Annotated in this window: 15 protein-coding genes; 5 read left to right on the top strand and 10 right to left on the bottom strand. The window is 73.7% G+C overall.

Annotated features, from left to right (window positions below; translation table 11 throughout):
* Positions 1-15 precede the first annotated feature (15 nt).
* Entirely contained in the window at positions 16-1,554 is a 1,539-nt protein-coding gene (locus tag QSJ60_RS03835; RefSeq protein WP_285462658.1) for a DHA2 family efflux MFS transporter permease subunit, read from the top strand.
* Positions 1,555-1,576: 22 nt separating this feature from the next.
* Here QSJ60_RS03835 and QSJ60_RS03840 read toward each other — a convergent pair whose 3' ends face one another.
* From QSJ60_RS03840 to kynA, 3 genes are read right to left on the bottom strand one after another with little or no spacing between them, the layout of a single operon-like run.
* Positions 1,577-2,836 carry a kynureninase gene (locus QSJ60_RS03840; protein WP_285462659.1) on the bottom strand — a complete coding sequence of 420 codons (1,260 nt, stop codon included), beginning with the start codon at positions 2,834-2,836 and terminating at the stop codon, positions 1,577-1,579.
* Positions 2,833-3,852 (bottom strand): amidohydrolase family protein, encoded by a 1,020-nt coding sequence (locus QSJ60_RS03845; RefSeq protein WP_285462661.1) that lies wholly within the window; start codon positions 3,850-3,852, stop codon positions 2,833-2,835. Before QSJ60_RS03845 ends, QSJ60_RS03840 begins: the two co-directional genes overlap by 4 nt.
* Positions 3,849-4,742, bottom strand: a complete 894-nt coding sequence (gene kynA / locus QSJ60_RS03850) for a tryptophan 2,3-dioxygenase (RefSeq protein WP_285462662.1) — start codon at positions 4,740-4,742, stop codon at positions 3,849-3,851. Before kynA ends, QSJ60_RS03845 begins: the two co-directional genes overlap by 4 nt.
* Before the next feature lie 111 nt (positions 4,743-4,853).
* Here kynA and QSJ60_RS03855 point away from each other — a divergent pair, with 111 nt between their 5' ends.
* Positions 4,854-5,495, top strand: coding sequence for a TetR/AcrR family transcriptional regulator (locus QSJ60_RS03855; protein WP_230768417.1), 642 nt, complete (start codon positions 4,854-4,856; stop codon positions 5,493-5,495).
* Positions 5,496-5,556: 61 nt separating this feature from the next.
* On the opposite strand, the gene QSJ60_RS03860 is transcribed toward QSJ60_RS03855, so the two are convergent.
* Both QSJ60_RS03860 and QSJ60_RS03865 read right to left on the bottom strand, forming a co-directional pair.
* Positions 5,557-6,399 (bottom strand): VOC family protein, encoded by an 843-nt coding sequence (locus QSJ60_RS03860; RefSeq protein ID WP_285465252.1) that lies wholly within the window; start codon positions 6,397-6,399, stop codon positions 5,557-5,559.
* Positions 6,400-6,553: 154 nt separating this feature from the next.
* Complete coding sequence (locus QSJ60_RS03865) at positions 6,554-7,147, bottom strand: TetR/AcrR family transcriptional regulator (protein WP_189084363.1); 594 nt, start codon at positions 7,145-7,147, stop codon at positions 6,554-6,556.
* 149 nt (positions 7,148-7,296) lie between these two features.
* Between QSJ60_RS03865 and QSJ60_RS03870 the strand changes: the two genes are divergently transcribed.
* Together QSJ60_RS03870 and QSJ60_RS03875 are read left to right on the top strand one after the other, a co-directional pair.
* Positions 7,297-9,621: an arylsulfatase gene (locus QSJ60_RS03870; protein WP_285462664.1), complete on the top strand. Its 2,325-nt coding sequence runs from the start codon at positions 7,297-7,299 to the stop codon at positions 9,619-9,621.
* Positions 9,622-9,684: 63 nt separating this feature from the next.
* Entirely contained in the window at positions 9,685-11,208 is a 1,524-nt protein-coding gene (locus QSJ60_RS03875) for an ABC transporter substrate-binding protein (protein WP_285462666.1), read from the top strand.
* Between the two features lie 108 nt (positions 11,209-11,316).
* Here QSJ60_RS03875 and QSJ60_RS03880 read toward each other — a convergent pair whose 3' ends face one another.
* The 3 genes from QSJ60_RS03880 to QSJ60_RS03890 are packed head-to-tail and all read right to left on the bottom strand — an operon-like array spanning position 11,317 to position 14,617.
* Positions 11,317-12,189, bottom strand: a complete 873-nt coding sequence (locus tag QSJ60_RS03880; RefSeq protein ID WP_285462667.1) for a sugar phosphate isomerase/epimerase family protein — start codon at positions 12,187-12,189, stop codon at positions 11,317-11,319.
* Entirely contained in the window at positions 12,186-13,442 is a 1,257-nt protein-coding gene (locus QSJ60_RS03885; RefSeq protein WP_285462668.1) for a dihydrodipicolinate synthase family protein, read from the bottom strand. Before QSJ60_RS03885 ends, QSJ60_RS03880 begins: the two co-directional genes overlap by 4 nt.
* Positions 13,439-14,617, bottom strand: a complete 1,179-nt coding sequence (locus QSJ60_RS03890) for a Gfo/Idh/MocA family protein (protein WP_285465254.1) — start codon at positions 14,615-14,617, stop codon at positions 13,439-13,441. The genes QSJ60_RS03885 and QSJ60_RS03890 overlap by 4 nt, the downstream gene beginning before the upstream one ends.
* A 182-nt stretch (positions 14,618-14,799) precedes the next feature.
* On the opposite strand from QSJ60_RS03890, the gene QSJ60_RS03895 reads away from it, so the two are divergent.
* The gene (locus QSJ60_RS03895) at positions 14,800-15,936 is read left to right on the top strand and encodes a glycerate kinase (RefSeq protein ID WP_285462669.1); all 1,137 of its coding nucleotides are present in this window, start codon (positions 14,800-14,802) and stop codon (positions 15,934-15,936) included.
* A gap of 90 nt (positions 15,937-16,026) precedes the next feature.
* Here the strand turns inward: QSJ60_RS03895 and QSJ60_RS03900 are convergent, their stop codons facing one another.
* Positions 16,027-17,787 (bottom strand): glycoside hydrolase family 9 protein, encoded by a 1,761-nt coding sequence (locus QSJ60_RS03900; RefSeq protein WP_285462671.1) that lies wholly within the window; start codon positions 17,785-17,787, stop codon positions 16,027-16,029.
* A 2-nt stretch (positions 17,788-17,789) separates the two neighbouring features.
* Entirely contained in the window at positions 17,790-18,722 is a 933-nt protein-coding gene (locus QSJ60_RS03905; RefSeq protein ID WP_285462673.1) for a carbohydrate ABC transporter permease, read from the bottom strand.
* Positions 18,723-18,731: the final 9 nt, after the last annotated feature.

The raw sequence follows: 18,731 nt of genomic DNA on the forward strand, positions 1-18,731 counted from the left end.
CCGAAAGGTTCCGGCATGGAACGCAAGCCCTGGCCCGCTCTCTGGGCCCTCGTCATCGGGTTCTTCATGATCCTCGTCGACTCGACGATCGTCTCGATCGCGAACCCGGCGATCCTGAGGGACCTGAACACCGACATCACCGCCGTGCTCTGGGTGACGAGCGCCTACCTGCTCGCCTACGCGGTGCCGCTGCTCATCACGGGCCGCCTCGGCGACCGCTTCGGCCCGAAGCGGATCTACCTGATCGGCCTCGTGATCTTCACCCTCGCCTCGCTCTGGTGCGGATTCGCGGGCGACATCTCGATGCTCATCGCGGCGCGCGCCGTGCAGGGACTCGGCGCCGCACTGATGACCCCGCAGACGATGGCGGTCATCACCCGCATCTTCCCGCCGAACCAGCGCGGGGCGGCCATGGGGCTCTGGGGAGCGGTCGCGGGCATCGCGACGCTCGTCGGCCCGATCCTCGGCGGCGTGCTCGTCGACAGCCTCGGCTGGGAGTGGATCTTCTTCGTCAACGTGCCCGTCGGCGTCGTCGCCTTCGCGATGGCCGCCTGGCTCGTGCCGAACCTCGAGACCCACCAGCACCGCTTCGACTGGCTCGGCGTGGTGCTGAGCGGGGTGGGCATGTTCCTCCTCGTGTTCGGCATCCAGGAGGGCGAGAGCTACGACTGGGGCACCATCGTCGGCCCGATCACCGTGTGGGGGCTGATCATCGCCGGCCTCGTGGTGCTCGCCGGCTTCCTCGTCTGGCAGCGGTTCAACCGTGCCGAGCCGCTGCTGCCGCTCGGGCTGTTCCGCGACCGCAACTTCGCCCTGTCGAACGTCGCGATCTCCCTCGTCGGCCTCGCGATCACCTCGATGCCGTTGCCGCTCGCCTTCTACTTCCAGGTCGCCCGCGGGCTCGACCCGACCCAGGCCGCGCTCATGCTCGCGCCGATGGCGGTCGCCTCGGGCATCATGGCGCCGATGATCGGCAAGCTCACCGACCGGGTCGACCCGAAGTGGGTCGCGTTCGCGGGCTTCTCGATCGTCGCGGTCGCCCTCGCCTGGATGGCGCTCTGGCTCTCGCCGGACGCCGAGCTCTGGACGCTGCTGTTCCCGGTCGCGCTGCTCGGTCTCGGCCTGTCGGGCATCTGGGCGCCGCTCGCGTCGTCCGCGACCCGCAACCTGCCGCCGCAGCAGGCCGGCGCCGGCTCCGGCGTCTACAACATGACCCGCCAAGTGGGCTCGGTGCTCGGCAGCGCGGCGATCACGGCGCTGCTGAACGCCCGGCTCGCGGCCGAGCTGCCCGGGTTCACGGGCGGCTTCGGCGGCGAGGCCGGGGCCGGCTCGGCCGGGCTGCCGCCGCAGCTCGCCGAGGGCTTCGCGACGGCGATGGGCCAGTCGCTCTGGCTGCCGGTCATCGGCTTCGGGCTCGGCGCGGTCGTGGTGCTCTTCTTCGCGAAGCCGAAGGTCACCGTGGCATGGGGCGGGCAGCGGCCGGCGGATGCCTCGGGTGAGGCGGATGCCGCGGGCGGCGCGCCCGCGGAAGCATCCGCGTCCCGCTCGGAGTAGCGCGACTGCTCGGGCCGGCCGATCAGGCCAGCCCGGCCCGCTCGGTCAGCACCTGGCGGAGCACCTGCTCGGTCTGCTGCAGGCCGCGGTGCACCTCCTCGAAGCTCGTCGACAGCGGCGAGAGGCCGATGCGGAGGCCCCCGGGATCGCGGTAGTCGGGGATGACGTCGCGCTGCCAGAGCCTGGCGGTGACCTCGCGCATGGCGTCGTGGTGCAGGGTGACGTGCCCGCCGCGCTCCTCTGGGTCGGCGGGCGAGGCGAGCGTCACCCCGAGCGGGGCGAGCCACGCCTCGGACAGCTCGATCGCGAAGGCGGTGAGCGCCATCGACTTCGCCCGGATCGCGGGCATGCCCGCCTCCTCGATCATCGCCAGCGTCTCGGCCATCGGCAGCATGCCGAGGATCGGCGCGGTGCCCGAGAGGAAGCGGCGGATGCCGGGCACGGGCTCGTACTCCGGCCCCATCAGGAACATGTCCGTCGTGCCCCACCAACCCTGGATGGGCTGCGCGAGCACGCCCTGCAGGTCGTCGCGCACGTAGGCGAACGCGGGCGAGCCCGGGCCGCCGTTCAGGTACTTGTAGGTGCAGCCGACGGCCAGGTCGAAGCCCCAGGCATCCGCCTTGACCGGAACCGAGCCGGCCGAGTGGCAGAGGTCCCAGAGGATCAGCGCGCCCGCGTCGTGCGCGATGCGCGTGAGCTCGGGGGCGTCGGCGAGGTGCGCCGAGCGGTACGCGACGTGCGAGACGACGACGAGCGCGGTCTCGGGCCCGACCGCGCGCGCGAGCTGCGCGGGCGTGACGCCGGCCGCCGTGTCGACCTCGATCCAGCGGAGCCGCAGCCCGCGCTCCTTGGCGATGCCCTCGAGCACGTAGCGGTCGGTGGGGAAGTTGTCGGTGTCGACCACGATCTCCCGCCGCTGCGGGTCGCGGGCGATCTGCGCGTCGACCGCGGCGCGGGCGAGTTTGTAGAGCAGCACCGTCGTGGAGTCGGCGACGACGGTCTGCCCGGCCTTCGCCTCGATCACGGCGCGGCCGATGCGGTCGCCGAGCTCGGTGGGCTGGGCGAGCCAGGCCTCGTCCCAGCCGCGGATGAGCCGGCCGCCCCACTCCTCGGTCATGAACTGCTGCATGCGCTCGATCGCGGCGATCGGCGGGCGGCCGAGCGAATTGCCGTCGAAGTAGACGAGCGGGCCGTCGGCCCCCGCGAAGCGCTTGCGGAAGTGGGCGAGGCCGTCGGCCCGGTCCATGCGGCGGGCGTAGGCGAGGTGCTGGTCGAGGCTCATCCGAACTCCAGGTTCTCGATCGGGACGACGCGGGCGCCGGCGAGCCAGCCGGGCAGCCCGTCGGCGTCGCCCGGCGGCGGGCCGGGCACGAAGGTGGCAAGGGCGTCGCCGCCCCAGTCCGCGGCGTCGGCGAGCGGCCACGGGTCGGCGAGCGCCGCGACGAGCTCGGCGGCACCGAGCCCCGCGGCGAGCATCGCGGCGAGCTCGCCCGCGTTCACGCCGTCGGGCAGCTCGCCGTTGCCGAGGTCGGTGCCGTACAGCACCCGCCCGCCGGCCGCGAGGAACCGCGCGGTGTTGTCGATCGCCGTCTCGAGGGCGGATGCCTCGCCGGCGCGGGCGTGGATGTCGAAGGTCGCGATCCAGCGCTCCCCCGCCGCGGCCGCGCGCGTGAGGAGCTCGTCGTCGAGGCGCTCGGTGAACGGCGCGTGCACGAGGGCGTCGGCGCCGGCCTCGATCGCGAGCCGGGCCATGCCCTCGCCCTCGGCGTGCGCGGCCACGAGGAGGCCGTGCGCCCGTGCCGCGGCGATGACCGCGTCGAGCGTCTCGCGGTCGAAGACCGGCCCGGCGTCGGCGTTCAGCATGACCTTCACGAGCCGGGCGCCGAAGGCCGCCTGCTCGGCGACGGCGGTCTCGATCGGGTCCGGAAGCGCCCGGCGCTCGTGCGCGGCGAGCGGTGCGGGCAGCTCGCGCAGGCTGCCCGGGCGCAGCCACCAGCGGTCGCTCGGATAGCCGCCCGGCGCGGTCAGGAACTGGCCGGCGAACACCACGCGCGGCAGCGGTTCGCGGGCGGCGAGGGCCGAGATCGCGGTGAGCTCGGCGCCGAGGTCGACGACGCCCGCGATGCCCGCCCGGGGCGCGGCATCCGGGTCGACCATCTGCAGGTGCACGTGGTGGTCGACGAACGGCGGGAAGGCCGTGCCCTCGGGGCCCGGTGCGCCGTCGGCGAGGCGCAGCCGCGCCGGCCGCCCCGGCAGCGGACCGGAGTTCGGCAGCTCGTCGGCGGTGCGCACGCTCACCCCGGGATCTCGGTGCGGACGGCGAACAGCTCGGGGAAGAAGGTGAGCTCGAGCGCGCGACGCAGGAACGGCGCCCCCGAGGAGCCGCCCGTGCCGGTCTTCGAGCCGATGATGCGCTCGACCGTCTTCAGGTGCCGGAAGCGCCAGAGCTGGAAGTTGTCCTCGAGGTCGACGAGCTCTTCGCAGGTCTCGTACGCGGCCCAGTGCTCGTCGGGGTTCGCGTAGATCGAGGCGAAGAGCGGCACGAGCTCGGGCTGGAACGTCCAGGCGAGGGTCACGTCGCGGTCGAGCACGGCGGAGGGCACGGCGTAGCCGCGCCGGGCGAGCAGCCGCAGGAACTCGTCGTAGAGGCTCGGCTGCTCGAGGGCCTGCTTCACGACGGCGTGCGCCACCGGGTCGGCGTCGAAGACCTGCAGCATCTTGGCGTTCTTGTTGCCGAGCACGAACTCGACCGCGCGGTACTGGTACGACTGGAAGCCGCTCGCGTTGCCGAGCACGTTGCGGAACTGCGCGTACTCGGTGGGCGTCAGGGTCGCGAGGACCGACCACTGCTCGGTCAGGGTCTTCTGGATATGCTTCACGCGGGCGACGCACTTCAGCGCGGGGGCGAGCTCGTCGGCGCGCAGGTAGGCACAGGCCGCTTCGAGCTCGTGCAGCACGAGCTTCAGCCACAGCTCGGTCGTCTGGTGCTGGATGATGAACAGCAGCTCGTCGTGGTGCTCGGGCCGGGAGATCGGCCGCTGCGCGGCGAGGAGCGTGCCGAGGTCGAGGTAGCCCCCGTAGCTCATGCGGTCGCTGAAGTCGGTGACGACGGATGCCTCGATCTGCCGGGTGTTCGATTCGACGCCGTTCGATTCGACGCCGTCGGCCACGTCTTCGTGCTGAGTCACGGAGCCAGCCTACGCGCGCGGCTCGGCCGGCCGGGGCCCGGACCGCGCGGAGGTGGCGCTCGGCGAAAATCCGCATGAATGGGCGAGGGCATCCGTCGCTACAATTCCAGAATGAGCTCGTCGACTTCCACCCGTCGCGACGCCAGGCGCAACCACGAGCGGCTGCTCGTGGAAGCCCGTCGCCTGTTCGCCGAGCGCGGCATCGACGCGCCGCTCGACGAACTCGCCAATCGAGCGGGGGTGGGGGCCGGCACGGTGTACCGGCACTTCCCCAACCGCGAGGCGCTGCTGCTCGAGCTGTACGACTCGGCCCTCGTCATGTTCCGCGACATGCAGCCCGAGATCGTCGAGGCGGACACCGCCTGGCAGGCGATCGAGCGCTACATCGAGCGGCTCGCGGGCTGGATCGCCGAGACCCCGTACCTCGCGGCGCTGCTGCACCGCGTCGGCGAGATCTACCCCGACCACCAGCCGGCGCTCGCCATGGAGCCGCTGCTGAACGAGCTCGTCGAGCGCGCCAAGGCCGAGGGCTCGCTGCGCGCCGACGTCACGGGCGTCGACCTCTCCGTGCTCGCGAACATGCTCGGTTCGGTCGGGCAGTTCGGCGGCGGCTACCTGCCGTACTGGCACCGGCAGCTCACGGTCGTGCTCGACGGGCTGCGCGCCCGCCCCGAGCTCACGCCGCTGCCGGGCGAGGCGCCGAGCTTCGCCGAGTTCCACGAGCTGCAGCACGGGCGCGGCGCCGCCGAGTAGGCGCGTGAAGGCGGATGCCGCGACGAGGCATCCGCGCCGGAGGCATCCGCGCGCTGCCGGCCTACTCGGCCGCGCGCACCTCGACGAGGTTCGCCCACGGGTCGTCGAAGGCGAGCGTGCGGCCGTCGTCGCGCACGCCGACGCGGAAGTGCGCCATCCGCTCGCCGAGCGCCCCGAGCTCCTCGGCGTCGGGCACGACGATCTCGACCTTGCCGAGTCCGAGGGCGAGCCCGCGACGACCGGCGCCGCGACTGCCCCAGGTGTTCATCGCCATGTGGTGGTGGTAGCCGCCCGCCGAGACGAACAGGGCCTGATCGCCCATCTCGGCGGTCGTCTCGAAGCCGAGCCGCTCGACGTAGAACTCGCGCGCGCTCGCCACGTCGCCGACGGAGAGGTGCACGTGGCCGACGATCGCGCTGCCGAGCCCGGTGCCCGCGGCGGCCGCCTGCATGCCCGGCTCGCCGAGGTGCTCGCGCAGGTACGCGTTCGGGTCGAGGTGCAGGGTCGCCATCTCGACGGTGCCGTGCACCCAGCTCCAGGCGGAGCGGTCGCGGTCGAAGTAGAGCTCGACGCCGTTGCCCTCGGGGTCGGTGAAGTAGAAGGCCTCGCTGACGAGATGGTCGGCGCTGCCCGTGAAGGTGCCGGGGTAGCGCGAGGCGACCGAGTAGATCGCGGTCGCGAGCGCCTCGCGCGTGTCGAAGAGGATGGCCGTGTGGTAGAGCCCGGCGTCGCGCGGCGAGGCGTGCCGCAGCTCGGGCGCGTGCTCGAGCACGATGATCGGTGTCGTGCCGCGGCCGAGCACGGCGACTGGGCCGTCGTGGCGCAGCAGCTCGAGGGTGACACCGTCGCGGTAATAGCGGATCATGCCGTCGAGGTCGGCGACCCGCAGCGTCACGGCGCCCATGCCGGTGTCGGCGGCGAGGAGTCCGGCGCCCTGCGGCGCCCCATTGGTTGTAAGCACAACTAATACTACCGCGCGGGGCCCCGGAGTATTCCCGTCCGGTCCTCCGGGTTGCCCGACTTTCATGAAAGTCGGGCAAGTCTGGAAGGGGGCGGGGTCAGCGGCGGCGCAGGCTCTCGAGCAGGGCGTCGAGGGCGGCGCGCATCCGCTCGTCGGTCGAGAACTCGGGCATCAGCAGGCGGATGGTCTGCCAGCCCATGTTCGCGGAGGCGACCCGGTCGGAGGCGGTGACGAGGTCGACGTCGTCGGCGAGCTCGCCGTCGTCGCGCGCCTCCTCGAGGTAGCGCAGGATGCGCTCGCGCCACTGCCGGGCGTGCTCGCGCTGCGTCGCCCAGAAGGCCTCGTTCTGCGCCGCGTAGCTCCAGTAGGCGACGCCGACCCTGGCGTGCCGGGTGCCCTCCGGGCCGAAGGGGAGCGCGGCCACGCACATGCCGTGCAGCGCCGCGAGGCCGCGCTTGCCGGCTGTGAGCTCGTCGATGCGCGCGTCGGCGTCGCCCCGGGTGAGCAGGAACACCGCGTTCAGCAGGCTCTCCTTGTCGGGGAAGTACCGCGCGAAGGCGCTGTGCGAGTACCCCGCCTCGGCCGCGATGCTGCGCATGGTCGCCTGATCGAAGCCGTCGCGGGCGATGACCTGCCACGCGGCCGCCGCGATCTCGTCGCGGCGCGCGTCGTGGTCGACGACTCTCGGCATCCTCGGCTCCTCGTTCGGCCGGCTGACCGGCTAGTGCCTCACAGCATACGTTGTTCCACGCTTGGAGAAAGTTATGCGTTCGTGACCTCGCGTGGGCCGCCGGCGGTTATCGTTAGTGACCACTTGGTCTCCAACGATTGCGAGGACGCATGGGACGGGCAGCTGCACGCGGCTACGAGGGCTTCGGCGGACGGGTCGAGGAGTTCGCCTCCGCCTCGACGCCCTGGGACCGCCCGCGCCGCGGCGCCCCCGCTGGGGCGCCGAACATCGTCGTCGTGCTCGTCGACGATCTCGGCTTCAGCGACCTCGGCCCCTTCGGCAGCGAGATCCCCACTCCGAACATCGACCGTCTCGCGGACGGCGGCTGGGTCTTCACCGACTACCGCACCGCACCCGTCTGCTCGCCCGCCCGCGCCGCCCTGCTCACGGGCCTCAACCCGCACCGGGCCGGCTTCGGCACCGTCGCGCACGTCGACCCCGGCTATCCCGGCTTCACCTGCGAACTGCCCGAGGACGCCCCCACCCTCGCCGAGTCCCTGCGCGCCGGCGGCTACGCGACCTTCATGGTCGGCAAGTGGCATCTCACCGTCGAGTCGGAGCTGCACGACGGCGGCGATCGCTCCAGCTGGCCGCTGCAGCGCGGCTTCGACCGCTACTTCGGCAGCATGGACGGCTTCACCTCGCTGCACCACCCGCACCGGCTCGTGCGCGACAACTCCGTCGTCGACCGGCCGAGCCTGCCGGAGGGGTACTTCCTCACCGATGAACTGACCGAGGAGGCGCTCGGCATGATCGACGGGCTGCGCGCCAACGACGCGGCCAAGCCGTTCTTCCTCTACTTCGCGCACACCGCGGTGCACGGCCCCGTGCAGGCGAAGGCCGAGGACATCGCGCGCCAGCGCGGCCGCTACGCCGCCGGCTGGGACGCGCTGCGCGAGGCGCGCTTCGCCCGCCAGCGCGAGCTCGGCATCGTGCCGCCGGGGACGCGGCTCCCGGAGGGCGAGCAGGCGGATGCCTCGCTCGTCCCGTCGTGGGATTCGCTGACGGCGGCCGAGCGCGAGCTCTTCGCCCGGCACATGGAGGTCTACGCCGCGTCGGTCGCCGAGGTCGACGAGAGCGTCGGCCGGCTCGTGCAGCGGCTCGAGGAGCTCGGCGAGCTCGACCGCACGATCATCGTCGTCGCGAGCGACAACGGCGGCACCGCCGAGGGCGGCCCCGGCGGCACCCGCAGCTACTTCGCCCAGTTCGTCGCGGGCACGCCCGTGCCGGGCGACTGGGTGCGCGACGTCCCCCGCGAGCTCGAACTGCTCGGTGGGCCGCGCGTGCACGGCCACTACCCGGCCGGCTGGGCGCGGGTCTCGAACACGCCGTTCCGCTCCTTCAAGGGCGGCCTGTACGAGGGCGGCGTGCACGCCCCGCTGCTCCTCTCGTGGCCGGGCGCGCCCGTGCAGCGCGCCGAGCGCGGCCTCCGTGGCCAGTTCGTCTTCGTCGCCGACCTCGCCCCGACCCTGCTCGAGCTCGCCGGGGTCGCCCCGCTCGCCGAGCGGCACGGCCGGCCCGCCCAGGAACCCGACGGGCGGAGCTTCGCCGCCGCGCTCGGCGATGCCGCCGCGCCGGGCCGCTCAGCCCAGTACTTCGAGAGCTTCGGCCGCCGCGCGATGGTCTCGGCGGGCTGGAAGGCGGTGTCCCCGACCGCGCCGACTCCGGCGGAGGGGGCCGCGGGCGGCCGCTGGGAGCTCTACGACCTCGCGGGCGACCCGAGCGAGACGCGCGACGTCGCGGCGGAGCATCCGTCCCTCCTCGGCGAACTCGCCGAGAGCTGGCGACGCGAGGCCTGGCGGAACACCGTCTTCCCCCTCGACGACGACGGCTCGCTGTTCCGCAGCCGGCCGGAGCGCGAGTGCGCGCTCGCCGAGCCGGTGCGGCTGCCGCCGTTCCGGCCGCCGCTCGAGCGCTTCCGCGCATCCCGGCTCACCGTGCTGCGCTCCTTCGAGGTTCGCGCCGAGCTCGTGCTCGGGCCCGAGGCCTCCGGGGTGATCGTCGCGCACGGCGACCAGGGCGGCGGGTACCTGCTCGCGATCGAAGGCGGTCGGTCGCTCGTCTCGTACAACGCCTACGGCGTCATGCACCGGGCGCACGGCGCCCGGCTCGAGCCGGGGGAGCACCTGCTCTCGCTCCGGTTCGACGAATTGGACGGCCTGCGCTGGCGGGTCGTCGTCGAGGTCGACGGGATGCCGGACGCGGAACTCCCGGCGGTGCCGATGCTGCTCGGCATGGCGCCGTTCACGGGCATCAGCGTCGGCTACGACTTCGGCGGGCCGGTCGACTGGGAGCTGCACGAGCGGCACCCCGGCGGCTTCCGCTTCCTCGGCGGCGAACTCGGCGCCGCCACGTACCTTCCCGGGGCGAGGTCCCGGCACGACGCGACCGTCATCCGACGGCTCGACGAGGCGGTGCTCGCCGTCGCCGACTGACCGTGCCGGCATCCGCCGGCCGACCCAGCTGTTCCGCACTCCCCCGACCACGAAAGGAACACCATGAACCGCACCCCCATCGCGGCCGTCGCGCTCGTCGCGGCATCCGCCCTCGCTCTGACGGCCTGCTCGGCCGGCGGCGACGGCGGCGACGACGCCGCCGTCCCGAGCGAGCTGCGCATCGGCAACTTCGCCGACCTCACCTCCTGGGACCCGGCGAGCGCCGACATCGGCTTCAACGCCCCGTACCTCTCGGCGGTCTACGACCCGCTCGTCACGATCGACGGGGCGGGGGAGCCGCAGCCCGGGCTCGCGACGGACTGGGCCTTCTCCGACGACCGGCTCACCCTGACGATGAACCTCCGCAGCGACGCGGTCTTCGCCGACGGCGAGCCCTTCGACGCCGAGGCGGCGGTCGCGAACCTCGCGCACCTCAAGGACGGCACCGTCTCGCGCGAGTCCTACCTGAACGTCGAGAGCTTCCGCGCCGTCGACGAGGACACCGTGGAGATCCGGCTCTCCCGCCGCGACGACCGGCTGCTGTACTTCATGGGCCTCGGGCGGAGCTACATGGCCGCGCCCTCGGCGATCGAGGCGGGCACCCTCGAGCAGGCGCCCGTCGGCTCGGGGCCGTACACGCTCTCCGACGCCACGATCCCGGGCGCCGAGTACCGCTTCGAGCGGGTGGCCGAGCACTGGGCGGCCGAGGACTTCCCCTTCGACGAGGTCACCGTGCTGCCGATGCAGGACTCGAGCGCCCGCAACAACGCTCTCGAGGCGGGGCAGATCGACGTCAGCTACGGCGACGCGACAACCGTCGGGATGGCCGAGCAGCACGGCTGGAACGTCGCCTCGCAGGTCGCCTCCTGGGTCGGGCTCCGAATCAACGACCACACCGGCTCGAAGCTCGCCCCGCTCGGCGACGCCCGCGTGCGCCAGGCGCTCGCCTACGCCTTCGACGGCGAGGCGCTGCTCGCGAGCATCGGCGAGGGCGAGGGGGTCGCGACGCCGCAGCTCTTCGCCGCCGGCTTCGCGGGCTACGACGAGGAGCTCGACGGCCGCTACCCGCACGACCTCGATCGGGCGAAGGAGCTGCTCGCCGAGGCCGGCTACGCCGACGGCTTCGACGTGACGATGCCGATGGCGCCGCCGTTCCAGCCGTGGCAGGCCGCGGTCGACCAGACCTTCGGCGAGCTCGGCATCCGGGTCACCTGGGACGAGTTCCAGTACGTCGACTACCAGTCGAACGCGCCGAGCTACCCGATGTTCATCTCGGTGCTCGCCGTCGACTCGAACCCGACCGCGACGATCGCCCGGCAGCTCACGGTGCCGCAGTGGTACATGCCCGAGCCGGACATCGCGCTGTTCCCCGAGCTGCAGGCGCAGGTCGATCGGGCGCTCGACGCCGAGCCTGGCGAGGCCCAGCAGGCCGAGATTCAGGAGCTGAACGCCATGCTCGTCGAGGAGGCCTGGCAGGTGGTCTGGTACCAGGCGAACGACATCTACGTGACGGTCGCGGGCATCGAGCTCACCCCGGTCACCGGCATGAAGTTCCCGTCGCTGCGGCAGATCCAGCCGACGGCCTGACGGGAGACGGCCGCGGCCGGTCCGTCCTCGCGGGGAGGGCGGACCGGCCGCGGTGCGCGCGCTCCACCCAGAGTTGCCCGACTTTCATGAAAGTCGGGCAACTCGGGATCAGGCGGCCGCGGCGAGGTGCGGCGCGACGGCCGCGGCGAAGGTCGCCGCGGTGCGCGCGGCGACCTCGGCGTGCGGGCTCGCCCAGATGTCGGCGTTGAAGAGCTCGACCTCGACGTCGCCCGTGTAGCCCGCCGCCTCGACCGCGGCGGTCAGTCCGGCGAAGTCGACGACGCCCTCGCCCGGGTAGTGCCGGGAGAGCAGCACGTCGGCCGCGAGCGGGGTCTTCCAGTCGCACACCTGGTATGTCGCGATGCGGCCCTCGCGACCCGCGCGCGCGATCTGCGGCAGCACCTCCGGGTCCCACCAGAGGTGGAAGGTGTCGACGGCGACGCCGACGGTCTCCGGCGCGAAGGGCGCCGCGAGATCCAGCGCCTGGCGCAGGGTCGACACCACGGCGCGGTCCGAGGCGTACATGGGGTGCAGCGGCTCGATCGCGAGCGTCACGCCGGCGGCGGATGCCTCGGGCGCGAGTTCCCCGAGGGCGTCGGCCACCCGGTCGCGGGCGCCGATGAGGTCCGTCGACCCCTCGGGGAGTCCGCCCGCGACCAGGACCAGGACCGCGCGGGAGCCGACGGCGCCGGACTCGGCGAGCACCGCCGTCTCCTCGATCGCGCGGCGATTCTCGTCGATCGACGCCCGGCGGGCCGGGCCCTCCGCCATCGTGAAGAAGCCCTGCCGGCAGAGCGTCGACAGCCGCAGCCCCGAGTCGTGGAAGCGGCGGGCGGCGGCGGCGAGGCCGACCTCGGCGATCGGCTCGCGCCAGAGGCCGACCGAGCGGTAGCCGGCGTCGACGAGCACGCGCAGCGACTCGTCGAAGCCCGCGTGCTTGATCGTGCCGACGTTCATCGACAGCCGGGGGTGCGCGCTCATGAGCCGGCCCCGACCGGGACGGCGGCGCTGCGCGCCTCGATCCCATTCACGCCGAGCAGCGCGTGCCAGCGCGCCGCGGCGAGCTCGGGCCGCTCGAGCGCGCCCGCCTCGTTCGCGAGCTCGACGATGCGGGAGAGGTGCGGCAGGCTGCGGGCGGCGTGCAGGCCGCCGACCATCTGGAACGCGGGCTGGTGCCCGTTCAGCCAGGCGAGGAACGCGACGCCCGTCTTGTAGTAGTACGTGGGGGCGGCGAACACCTGCCGGGAGAGCTCCTCGGTGGGCCCGAGGATGGCGCGGTACGAGCCGACGTCGCCGGCGTCGAGCGCCTGGATCGCCGCGGAGGCGTTCGGGGCGACGGCGGCGAACGCCCCGAGCAGTGCGTCGGAGTACGGCCGGGCCGACCCGTCGCCGGCGGGACCGGCCCCGGCACCGGCGCCCTCGCCCTCGATCAGGCCGACGTAGTGGAAGTCGTCGCCGGTGAACATGCGCGCGGTCGCGGGCAGCCGGCGGCGCACCGCGATCTCGGCGTCCGCGTCGAGCAGGCTCATCTTCACGCCCGAGACCCGGTCCGGGTTCGCCGCGATGATGTCCAGCAGGGTGTCCGCCGCGGCATCCACGTCGTCCGAGCCGCTCGCACCGGGCTCCGCCGAAGTGAAGTACCCCGCGAGCACCGGGTCGAAGGCGGGGCCGAGCCAGTGCAGCACGACGGGCGCGCCGGCCGCGGCCAGCACCTCGCCGTAGACGCGCCGGTAGTCCTCGGCGCTCTGCGCCGCCCGGGCGAGGTGCCGGCTCGCCATGAGCACGGCGCCCGCGCCGGCGTCCTCGGCGTGGTGCAGCTGGGCCCGGTAGGCGTCGACGATCTCCGTGAGGGAGACGTGCTCGGCCTCGAGATGGTCGGTGTTGACGCCCACGACGAGCCGGCCGCCGACCGCGGTCGCCTCGGCGGCGCTGCGGCTGATGAGCTCGCGGGTCGCGGCGGGGTCGAGGCCCATGTTGCGCTGCGCGGTGTCCATCGCGTCGGCGACGCCGAGCCCCCAGCTCCAGACGTGGTGGCGGAACGCGAGCGTCGCGTCCCAGTCGATGTCGGCCGGGACGCCGGGGGTGTTGTCGGCCGAGGCGCGCGGCACGACGTGCGCCGCCGCGTAGGCGACGCGGCTCGCCGGCGGCCGGCCGGGCTTCGTGAACGCGGGGGCCTCGCGCAGGGCGACGGCGCGCACGGCGCCGTCGCCCGCGAGCAGGGTGAGCGCGGTCACGCGCCGACTCCGGCGAGCTCGTCGGATGCCGCGGTGTCGGCCGCGCCCGCGATCGTCACGTGCGGCAGCTCGACGCGGCGGCCCTCGGCGTTCGAGCGCAGGCCCGCCTCGGCGAGCAGCACGCCTCGGGCGCCGGCGAGGAAGTCGAAGCGGTTCGGGGCGTCCTCGATGACGTGGCGGAGGAACTCCTCCCACTGCGCCTTGAAGCCGTTCTGGAACTCCCGGTTGCCGGGCGACTCGATCCAGTCGCCGGCGTAGTCGTGCGCGTCGGCGAGGTCGGGGTTCCAGACGGGCTTCGGGGTGGCGTTGCGCGGCTGGATCTTGCAGCCGAAGAGACCGACCACGGCCGAGCCGTGCGTGCCGTCGACCTGGAACTCGACGAGCTCGTCGCGGTTCACCCGGGTGGTCCAGCTGGAGTTCAGCTGCGCGGTCACGCCGCCCTCGAGCTCGAAGATCGCGTAGGCGGCGTCGTCGGCCGTCGCGGCGTACGCCCGGCCCTGCTCGTCGATGCGCTCGGGGATCTCGGTGACGGCCTTCGCGTAGACCGACTCGACCCGGCCGAAGAGGTTCTCGAGCACGTAGTTCCAGTGCGGGAACATGTCGACGATGATGCCGCCGCCGTCCTCGGCGCGGTAGTTCCAGCTGGGGCGCTGGGCGGGCTGCCAGTCGCCCTCGAACACCCAGTAGCCGAACTCGCCGCGCACCGAGAGGATGCGCCCGAAGAAGCCCGAGTCGATCAGGCGGCGGAGCTTTTCGAGCCCCGGCAGGTAGAGCTTGTCGTGCACGACGCCGTTCTTGATGCCGGCCGCGTCGGCGAGGCGCGCGAGCTCGAGCGCCTCCTCGAAGCTCTCGGCGGTGGGCTTCTCGGTGTAGATCGCCTTGCCGGCGGCGATCGCCTTGCGGAGGGCCGCGGCCCGCGCCTTGGTGACGAGGAAGTCGGCGTAGATCTCCCAGCGCGGGTCGGCGAGCGCCTCGTCGAGGTTCGTCGTCCAGTGCTCGATGCCGTGCTTGGCGGCCAGTTCGGCGAGCTTCTTCTCGCTGCGGCCGACGAGGATCGGTTCGAGCTGGACGCGGGTCTCGCCGTCGCCGAGGAGCACGCCGCCCTCTTCGCGGATGGCCAGGATCGAGCGGACGAGGTGCTGACGGTACCCCATGCGCCCGGAGACGCCGTTCATGATGATGCCGATGGTGCGGGTGGGCTGCTCTGCCACGGTGGTTCCTCTTCAGGTCCGGGAGCGCGGGCGTGGTCGCCGCACTCGGGAAAGCGTTTACCGAGAGTGTGGCATGCGGCGGAGCGCCGCGCAAGAGCGGATGCCGCGGGGTTGCCGCCCTGCCGTGGGGCTGCCATGATCGCAGCATGGATAACGCTTTCCCGAACGGCGACGGAGCCGCTCGCCCGGCGGGTCCCCGCGTCGTCGTCGCACCCGACTCGTTCAAGGGCAGCGCCACCGCCGCCGACGCGGCCCGGGCCATCGCCGGCGGCTGGGCTTCCGTGCGACCCTTCGACGAGCTCGTGCTGCGGCCCATGGCCGACGGTGGCGAGGGAACCCTCGACGCCTTCGCGGCCGCCGTGCCCGGCGCCGAGCGCCGCCCCGTCGTCGTCGCCGGCCCGGCGGGCGCTGAGCACACCGCCGAGTGGCTGCTGCTGCCGGACGGCACCGCCGTCGTCGAGCTCGCCGCGACGAGCGGCCTCACCCTGCTCGACCGGCCGCGTCCGCTCGACGCCTCCACGCGCGGCTTCGGCGAAGCGATCGGGGCGGCCCTCGAAGCTGGCGCGGAGCGGCTGCTGCTGGCGCTCGGCGGCAGCGGGTCCACCGACGGCGGCACCGGGGCGCTCACGGCGCTCGGCGCGCGCTTCCTTCGGGCCGACGGCGAGCCGATCGCCCCGGGCGGCGGCGGGCTCGTCGAGCTCGATCGGGTCGAGCTCGACGGACTGCGCGCCCTGCCGCCCGGCGGGGCGACGATCCTCGGCGACGTGACGAACCCGCTACTCGGCGCCGACGGCGCGGCGGCCGTCTTCGGCCCGCAGAAGGGCGCCGACGCCGACTCCGTCGCGCGGCTCGAACTGGGCCTCACCCGCCTCGCCGAGGCCACCCCGGGCGGGGACGCCCTCGCCGCCGCGGCCGGGGCAGGAGCGGCCGGCGGCACCGGCTTCGCGCTGCTCGCTTGGGGTGCCCGGATGCGCGGCGGCGCCGCCGCGGTCGCGGAGGCGATCGGCCTCGACGCCGCGCTCGACGGAGCGCGCATCGTCATCACCGGCGAGGGGCGCTACGACCGGCAGTCCGCCGCGGGCAAGGCCCCGAGCGAGGTCGCCGCCCGCGCGGCGGCCACCGGCGTGCCCGTCGCGCTCGTCGCCGGACGGATCGACGCCGAGACGAGCGCGTTCCGCGCCGCGGCGTCGCTCAGCTCGCTCGCGGGTTCGGGCGCGCGGGCCATGGCCGATCCCCTCGCTTGGCTCCGGGCCGCAGGCGTCGAGCTCGCACGCGCGCGCTGAGGCGCCCGCGCCAGCCGAGGCATCCGCCAGCGTGCGCGGTGAGGCATCCCCGCGGCGCCCGCGCCCGCGGAGCCCCGCCGTCCGGCACCGCTACTCCGCCGCGGTCGAGGGCAGCGCCGAGGCGGCGAGCAGGTACCACGCCGAGTGCGGGATCCACTGCTCGGCCCAGCGCCAGCTGTCCGGCCCGCCCGCGGTCTCCTCGGTGAGGAAGGCGATGCCGTGCTCGTCGTCGGGGGCGCTCGTGATGCCGTTCACGATGCCGCCCGGCACGTTCGGGTGGTCCCGCGAGTACTCGACCGTGTTGCGGCCGCGGCCGTGCAGCATGCTCGCGTCGAAGGGGTTCCGGCCGAGGATCCAGGCGAGCTGGTCGGCGGCGAACGCCTCCAGCCGGGCGGCGAGCCCGGGCTCCGTCTCGTCCAGCTCCGCGACGAGGAGGGCCGCGAAGGCGAGCGAGCCGAGCGCGGCGTTCTCGCCCTGCCACCAGTAGCCGGAGTCGTTGTCGTGCGGGAAGAAGAAGGCGTCTCGCGGTGCGCCCCCGCGGGGCTGCACCCGCTGCCGCGGGTAGCCGAAGGGGTTCGCCACGGCCTCGGTGCGGGCGAGCAGCTCCTCCGCGAGCCGGATCGCGAGCGCGGTCGCCGCGGGCGCCTCCGGGGCATCGGGCAGCACCGCCGCGTAGCGGAGGAGCGCGACGATCGGCAGGCCGGCCTCGACGGGGCTGAAGTAGGGGCGCCCGTCGTCCCAGGCCTCGAGCCATCCGGGCGCCTCGGGGTGATCCGGGTCGACGCGGTGCCGGGCGATGAGCCCGGCGGCGCGGCGCTCGGCCCCCTCGCGGTACGCCGGGCGGCCGGGGTCCGCGGCGGCGAGCTCGGCCGCGGCGAGCAGGGCGCACACGTCGTCGACGATCGACTCGCTGCTCGGCGTCAGCTCGCCCGTCGCGAGGTCGAGGCCGAAGAGGTAGTCGCGGTTGCGGAGTTCGAGATCGTCGAATGCTCCGGCCGCCGCGGCGAGGTACGTCGCCGCGTCGTACTCGCCGAGCGGCTCGTCGCGGGCGACGGTCGCGGCACGCGCGAGGGCCGCGATCGCGAGCCCGCCGCCGCCGCGGTACGAGGCCTGATAGCGGTCGGTGCGGACGCACTCCGGCAGTGGCGCGTTCACGATCCGCTCCTCGAGCCGCTTCGTGAGCCCGTCGAAGATCCCCGTGTAGAAGTAGCCCTCGGGCGCGCGGAACCGCACTAGGAAGTCCGCGCCGAAGAGCGCCTCGTCACGCGCGCGCGCGCCGAGCGCCCGGTGGAACCGCGGATGCCTCGCGGCGAGCCGGTCCCGCGCCTCGAACAGCGCCCACACGCACATCGGGATCTGCTGCGGGCTCATCGTCGGCGAGTACGTGAGATGGCTGAGGAACTTGCTCGGGTCGCCGCTCGCGTCGAGCCAGCCGCCGCGCGCGTCGACCGTCGGCCCCTCGGGGTCGCCCCAGCGCGCCGCCGTACGATCCTTGCGGTCGATCTCGCCGCTCGAGCGCACGGCCTTGAAGGCGTACAGCACGTCGGAGAGCGTGCCGGCGGCGAACTGCTCCACGCCGATCGGGAACGGTTCGGAGACCACGGTCGTCCCGCCGGCCGTGGCCTCGAGCCGGTAGCGGCCGGCCTCCTCCACCTGGCTCAGCTCGACCCGGGCGTAGGCGCCGCCCGCCCAGGCGTCGACGTGCGCGGCGGGCTCCGCGCCGACGGCGATGCGCACGCCGTCGTCCCGGACGAGGGTGCAGGCGGGCGTCTCGCCCTCGGCGAGCCCGGCCACGACGGCGCGCTTGGCCGCGCCGAGGTCGTAGCCGAGGTGGCTGGTGAGCACGCGCACGGTCATCCCTTCAGCGCTCCGGCGAGCACGGCGCTCTCCATCTTGTCGGCGAACACCGCGTAGACGAGGTAGGCGGGCACGAGCGTGATGATGATGCCGGCCGCGAGGACGCCGTACTGGGCGGCGTTCGCGATGGACAGCGTCGGCAGGGCGACCTGCGCGGTGCGCAGCGCCGCGTCGGGCCCGATGATGACGAGCGAGAAGAAGTACTCGTTCCAGAACGACAGGAAGTTCAGGATCGCGACGACCGTCAGCGTCGGCACCGAGAGCGGGACGTACACCGACCACAGCACGCGCAGCGGGCCGGCGCCGTCGAGCAGCGCCGACTCCTCGAGCTCGGCCGGCACGGCCCGCATCGCCTGGGTGAGCAGGATGACGGTGAGCGGCAGCGCGGAGGCCGGCAGGAACAGGATGAGGAACTCGCGGGTGTGGAACAGTCCGAGCGAGATCGACAGCAGCACCGTGGGCACCAGCGCGGCGAACCCGGGGATCAGGAAGCCGAGCGCGAACACCCGCTCGACCATCCGCCCGACCGCGCCCTTCGAGCGGGCCAGCGCGTAGGCGGCGGGGATGGCCAGGAGGAGCGTGACGAGCTCCGCGCCGAGGGTCACGTAGACGGAGTTCAGCATCGCCGTGCCGAGCGAGGCCTGGCTGAACGCGAGCCCGAAGTTGTCGAACGTCAACGGCGTGAAGGGGGAGAACGGCTGGTTGAAGATGTCCGTGTTGCGCTTGAACGCCGAGATGACGAGGTAGTAGAGCGGGGCGGCGAGCAGCAGCACGTACAGCCAGACGCCCGCGTGGGCGAGGTACTTCGACGGGCCGGTGCGGCCGAGCGCGTCGCCGCGGCGGCGACGGCGGCGACGGACGGCCGTCGGGGCGGCGGGGGCGGTGCGGCGCTCGGCGGGGCGGGCTTCCGGGGCGGCGGTGGTGGTCATGGCGATGGC

Source organism: Agromyces sp. NBRC 114283, assembly GCF_030268405.1.
Lineage (GTDB): Bacteria > Actinomycetota > Actinomycetes > Actinomycetales > Microbacteriaceae > Agromyces > Agromyces mediolanus.